Genomic DNA, 5,006 nt, shown 5'->3' on the forward strand with positions numbered 1-5,006 from the left:
TGCTTTCGCAGGAGGCCCTTGACGCGGAGCAAGCGCCGCAGCCGGGCGGCCATCCTCGCGGCCCGGGCGCTCTGGGGGAGCCTGTCGAGCAGCGTCGTGGCGGCCTCCCGAACACCCTTCGCCTTGTCATCCAGGGCGGTCTCGAGGAGATCCTCGTCGGCGGGACCGAGGTTCGTGGCGAAGACGGCCAGGTGCGCCGCGCGCTCGCGGGCACCGAGCCCTTCCCACGCCGCAGTCAAGAGCTCGCGGGCCGATGCGGGGTCGCGCTGGCGAAGCCGTTCGAGCTGCGCGCTCGCGTCGGCTCCGCCCAGCTCGGCCCACTCTGCGTCGGCCGGGGAGCGTTGATCGCCGGCACGCCCTGAGATGAGGCCCTGGAGCCAGCGGCCCCGGGTCCCGATGGCCGGCTCGAGGTGCTCGGCCACGCTCGGAGCGCCCCCCGCGAGGGTCAGGAGCGCCGGGAGCAGCCCGTGCGGGACTCGCAGTTCGGCGCGTTCGGCGAGAACGAGCCAATCCGTCACGAGACGGAGCTGCAGCTCCCGACCGACGGGGGATTGGGTCAGGAGGAGGTCCAGGAGGCGGGCGGCGTCCCCGGACGCGGGCGGAACGTCGTCGGGCGGGGCGGGATCGCGCACCTTGCCGGGCGCGAGGTGGCCCGCGCGCCTCGTCGCCCGCACGATCACATCGGCCATGGCGGCCTGGTCTAGGAGCGATTCCTCGCTCGAGCGCCCCTCGGGCGGTTGCGCGCCGAGATCCTGGGGCGCAGCGGGAGCCGGGTGTCGCGCGGTGCCGACAAGCGCCGTCGTCCGCAGCTCGGTGAGCCAGCTCACGGGGCGAGCACCGCCCCGTCGACCACGATGGAGAGGGGCCGCACGCTGCCTTCCTCGAGTTCGCCGAACACGTCGACAGGCCAGCCGCCGGTGAGGGCCAGGAGGGCGGTCAGCGAGCCACCGAGGAGAGGCAGGGCGTCGCCGGACGCGTCCCGCAGCCAGCCCTGCCCGCCCGAGCACACCCGGACCGCCGTGAGCAGCACCGGGTGGCGGTCCCGCCAAGGCGAGCGGGCCACGGCGGCCGATTCCGCCTCGAGCGAGCCCGCGATGCTGCCGCCCTCGCCGAGGCCGGTTTCCAGTCCGCGCGCCACGACGGGACTCGTGAACATAGCCCTGCGGGGCGCCGTTCCGGGGTACCTCGCGACCGTCACGTCGAGGAGGGCCCCCGCGAGCTGCGGCACGGCAAGCGATTGGCCTTGACCCGCGAAGTCCAGCACGACCACGAGGCCGCCGTCGGGCCCGCGCAGCCACGTGCGCTGCTGCTGAAGCCGGCCGTCGTCGCTCCGGTGGGCTCCGAGCACGAGCCACGGGCCCGGCAGCGATTCGGCGTCGCGAACGTCGGCCGAGGGTGTGGCCCACCCTAGGGTCGCCCTGAGGTCGGCAAGCTCTGCCTCGCCCAGCTCGTCCCGGCGCGCCCACGCCTTCGTCAGGGCCCACCATCGCCCGGCCCGGAGGAGGAGATGCTCGGCCCAGTCGGCGCGGGCGTGGACGTCCGATCCCATGGTCCGCACCTGCTCGGCCAGGCCGGGGAGCTGGGCGTCCACGAGACGGGCGGCCGTGCCGTCCCACCAGGAATACGGCTGAGTCCGGGCCGCGGCCAGCCCCGCCCGGACGAGGTCGGTGAGCCACCTGGCGAAGTCCGCCATTCCGGCGTCCATGAGCGCGAGCCGATCCGCGAGCCGCTTCGCCTGGGCGGCGGGGTCCGGCGCCTCAGCGGACTGCCCGGGCTCCCGGGCCGCCGATCGACTCGCCCGCTGGGCGGCCCAGTCGTGCGCGAAGTCGGCCGTTGTCGCGGCCTCGGCCGCGTCCCCGCGGGACCAGAGGAGGAGGAGGGCCAACGCGTGCTTGCAGGGGAACTTCCGGCTCGGGCACGAGCAGCGGTACGCCGGCGCCGCGACGTCGATGCTCACCTGATACGGCGACTTGCCGCTGCCTTGGCACTTGCCCCAGACGAGGTCGTCGTTGCTCCCGGTGTCCGACCACGGTCCGGGGTGGGCGAGCTTGCGGGCGGCAGCGAGCGAGCCCTGATCGGGTGCGGCACCCACCACTCTGTCCTCGGTCCACCGCCCCATGATGCTCATTCTGCCCGATGCCCTGTGAGCTGCAAGGGGCGCCTTCCCTGCTCGGCTCCGGTAGCGTGGCCACCATGACGGAGATCCTCATCGACGATCATGGCCGTCCCGAGCCGCCGTACGCGGGGGAAGAGGTCGCGACGCTCCTCGGCTTCCTCGACTACCACCGCGCGACGCTCGAGTGGAAGTGCCGCGGGCTGGGCGACGAACAGCTCAGGGTGACGCTCCCGCCGTCGTCCATGACGCTGGGCGGGATGCTCAAGCACCTCGCATTCGTCGAGGACGCCTGGTGCTCCGAGGTCCTCGCGGGGCAGCAGATGTCCGAACCCTGGGCGGGCGTCGACTGGGAGGCGGACCCCGACTGGGATTGGCACAGCGCAACGAACGACGACGGCGCGAGCCTCCGCGCGCTGTGGGCCGGCCGCGTCGAGCGATCGAAGGAGATTGTCGACGAGTTGCTCGCCGAGGGCGCGCAGGCGGCGCTCGCGACGACGCACGCCAACGGCGAGGGCCGTGAGGCCGTGTCGCTTCGTTGGGTCCTGGTCCATCTCATCGAGGAGTATGCGCGCCACAACGGTCACGCCGACCTGCTCCGCGAGTCGATTGACGGGCAGATCGGGGAGTGACGGAGCCGACGCGCGACCGAAGGAATTCCACCGCGCCCCGGAAGGTTAGCGTGTGACGTGAAAGCATTCGGCTTCCTCTCCTTCGGCCACTACGGCCCGTTCCGCGGCTCGGAGACCCGGACCGCGGCGGACATGATCCTCCAGACCATCGACCTCGCGGTCGGCGCCGACGAGCTCGGCGTCAACGGCGCCTACGTGCGGGTCCACCACTTCGCGAGGCAGCAGGCGTCCCCGATGCCCCTCTTGTCCGCGATGGCCGCCCGCACGAAGCGCATCGAGGTGGGCACTGGCGTGATCGACATGCGCTACGAGAACCCGCTCCAGCTCGCGGAGGAGGCCGCCGCGCTCGACGCGATCGCCGGGAACCGGATCGCCCTCGGCATCAGCCGCGGCTCGCCCGAGCCCGCCCTCCGCGGCTACGAGGCGTTCGGCTACACGGGGTCGGTGGACCCTCGCGGCGCCGACCTTGCGCGGTCCAAGTTCGAGTTCTTCCTCTCGGCGATCGACGGCGTCGGCATCGCCGAGGCCGATCCGCGGCAAGCGCCAGCAGGCACGAGGCTGCACGTCGAGCCGCATTCGCCCGGGCTCCGCGACCGCATCTGGTGGGGGAGCGGAACGCGGGACACGGCCGAGTGGACCGGCGCGCAGGGCCTGAATCTGATGAGCTCGACCCTGCTGACCGAGGACGCCGGCGTGCCGTTCCACGTGCTCCAGCACGAGCAGATCGAGCGGTACCGGGCCGCCTACAAGGCCGCGGGCCATGCGGGCTCGCCGAGGGTGTCGGTGAGCCGGAGCGTCTTCCCGATCGTGACCTCGCGCGACGCGATGTACTTCGGGACCCGCCCGGACGGCGACCAGGTGGGCGTGATCGACGGCTTCCGGTCGACGTTCGGCAAGACGTATGCCGCCGAGCCGGACGAGCTGATCGAGCAGCTGCTCGGCGATTCGGCGGTGACGGCCGCGGACACCGTGATGCTGACCATCCCGAATCAGCTCGGCGTCGAGTACAACCTCCACATCCTTGAGGCGTTCGCCACGCACGTGGCCCCCGCCCTCGGCTGGAAGCCGAACACGGAGGGGCCGGTCGCGGGGGAGTCAGTCGCCTGAGGACGAATCCCTTTAGGACAGTGCCTTCGCCACGACGGCGGCGGTCTCGCGGAGGCGGGGGAGCATGGCCATGAGCTCGGCCTCGGGGGTCAGGAACGTGATGCTCGAGAGGCTGAGTCCCGCGGGCCCGTTGGGTCCGACGTCGAGCGGCAGGGCGATGCAGCGGACGTTCTGCTCGTTCTCCTCGCGGTCCACGGCGTAGCCGAGGCTGCGAATCGTGCCGAGCTCCCCGAGGAACTCGTCGAGGTCGGTGATCGTGGCTGGGGTGCGGGAGGCCATGCCTCGGGCCGTCAGGAGCTCGACAACGCGGGCGTCGGGCAGGGTCGAGAGCATAGCCTTCCCGACGCCGGTCGAGTGTGACGGCATGCGGAGCCCCACGCGCGATCTCATGATGAACGCGTTGGGGGCGCTCGCTTTGTGCGTGTAGAGCGCCTCGCCGTCCGCGAGGGCCGCGACATGGACCGTCTGATTCGTGGCGTCGGCGAGCGCGTGGATGGCACGGTCGACGACGTCGCCCCAGCCCGCGTCGATCCCACCGAGCGCGCGGGCCCGGGGCCCGAGACCGTAGAACCCGCCCTCGCGTTGAACGGCCCACCCCGCCGAGGTGAGGACCCCCAGGATCCGGTGCACGGTCGGCTTCGTCATCCCGGTGCGCTCAGCGAGCTCGCCGAGGCGCTGGGGCTGAGCGGAGGCCGAGAGGGCCTCGAGCATGCTCAAGATCTTGTGGCCCGAGGCCTGCTCGCCCTCAACCATGTTCCTCCGCTCCGTGGATGTGACCCGTGCCCTGGTGCGCCAGCCACGGGTAACCCTTGACCGTCCGCAACCGCGGTCCTAGTCTGGCCGATGGTTCTGGATTTTAGAACACCATTCCGGATACCGGAACGCTCGGGGAGCGAGGTCTACCGGAGACGACGGCGTCTCGTGCAATGCCACGCGACGCCACACATTTCGAAGGGCGAAGATGGATCAGGCCACTATTCGACGGTTGTCCGATGAGGCGACCGACGTCCTGCTGAACAAGAATGGAACGACCTCCAGCCGCCGCGGCGGCTGGATGATGATCGCGACGATCCTGATCGAGGCGTGGGATCTCTATGCGATCTCCTTCGTGCTCGTGTTTATCTCGGCGGAGTACCATCCCACGGCCGTGGAGT

General features: G+C 71.5%; 6 protein-coding genes. 3 read left to right on the forward strand and 3 right to left on the reverse strand.

Going from position 1 to position 5,006, the window contains the following annotated elements; translation table 11 throughout:
• Both ACLN58_RS17645 and ACLN58_RS17650 read right to left on the reverse strand, forming a co-directional pair.
• On the reverse strand, positions 1 to 827 hold an 827-nt coding region (locus ACLN58_RS17645), incomplete at its 3' end, for a DUF5691 domain-containing protein (RefSeq protein WP_415856551.1).
• Entirely contained in the window at positions 824 to 2,119 is a 1,296-nt protein-coding gene (locus ACLN58_RS17650) for an SWIM zinc finger family protein (RefSeq protein ID WP_415856552.1), read from the reverse strand. The genes ACLN58_RS17650 and ACLN58_RS17645, both read right to left, overlap by 4 nt.
• Before the next feature lie 74 nt (positions 2,120 to 2,193).
• Here ACLN58_RS17650 and ACLN58_RS17655 point away from each other — a divergent pair, with 74 nt between their 5' ends.
• Positions 2,194 to 2,745 (forward strand): DinB family protein, encoded by a 552-nt coding sequence (locus ACLN58_RS17655; protein ID WP_415856553.1) that lies wholly within the window; start codon positions 2,194 to 2,196, stop codon positions 2,743 to 2,745.
• A gap of 57 nt (positions 2,746 to 2,802) precedes the next feature.
• Positions 2,803 to 3,852, forward strand: coding sequence for an LLM class flavin-dependent oxidoreductase (locus ACLN58_RS17660; RefSeq protein ID WP_415856554.1), 1,050 nt, complete (start codon positions 2,803 to 2,805; stop codon positions 3,850 to 3,852).
• 12 nt (positions 3,853 to 3,864) lie between these two features.
• On the opposite strand, the gene ACLN58_RS17665 is transcribed toward ACLN58_RS17660, so the two are convergent.
• Complete coding sequence (locus ACLN58_RS17665; RefSeq protein ID WP_415856555.1) at positions 3,865 to 4,605, reverse strand: IclR family transcriptional regulator; 741 nt, start codon at positions 4,603 to 4,605, stop codon at positions 3,865 to 3,867.
• A 208-nt stretch (positions 4,606 to 4,813) separates the two neighbouring features.
• Here ACLN58_RS17665 and ACLN58_RS17670 point away from each other — a divergent pair.
• Positions 4,814 to 5,006, forward strand: a 193-nt coding sequence (locus tag ACLN58_RS17670; protein ID WP_415856556.1) for a hypothetical protein, incomplete at its 3' end; no start/stop codon positions are given.

It is taken from the genome of Sinomonas sp. G460-2, assembly GCF_047759905.1.
Lineage (GTDB): Bacteria > Actinomycetota > Actinomycetes > Actinomycetales > Micrococcaceae > Sinomonas.

What these genes read in the sequence shown, in the direction of transcription:
- ACLN58_RS17650 (WP_415856552.1), bottom strand. Translation starts at nt 2,119, where the DNA reads ATGGGGCGGTGGACCGAGGACAGAGTGGTGGGTGCCGCACCCGATCAG.
- ACLN58_RS17655 (WP_415856553.1), top strand. Translation starts at nt 2,194, where the DNA reads ATGACGGAGATCCTCATCGACGATCATGGCCGTCCCGAGCCGCCGTAC.
- ACLN58_RS17665 (WP_415856555.1), bottom strand. Translation starts at nt 4,605, where the DNA reads ATGGTTGAGGGCGAGCAGGCCTCGGGCCACAAGATCTTGAGCATGCTC.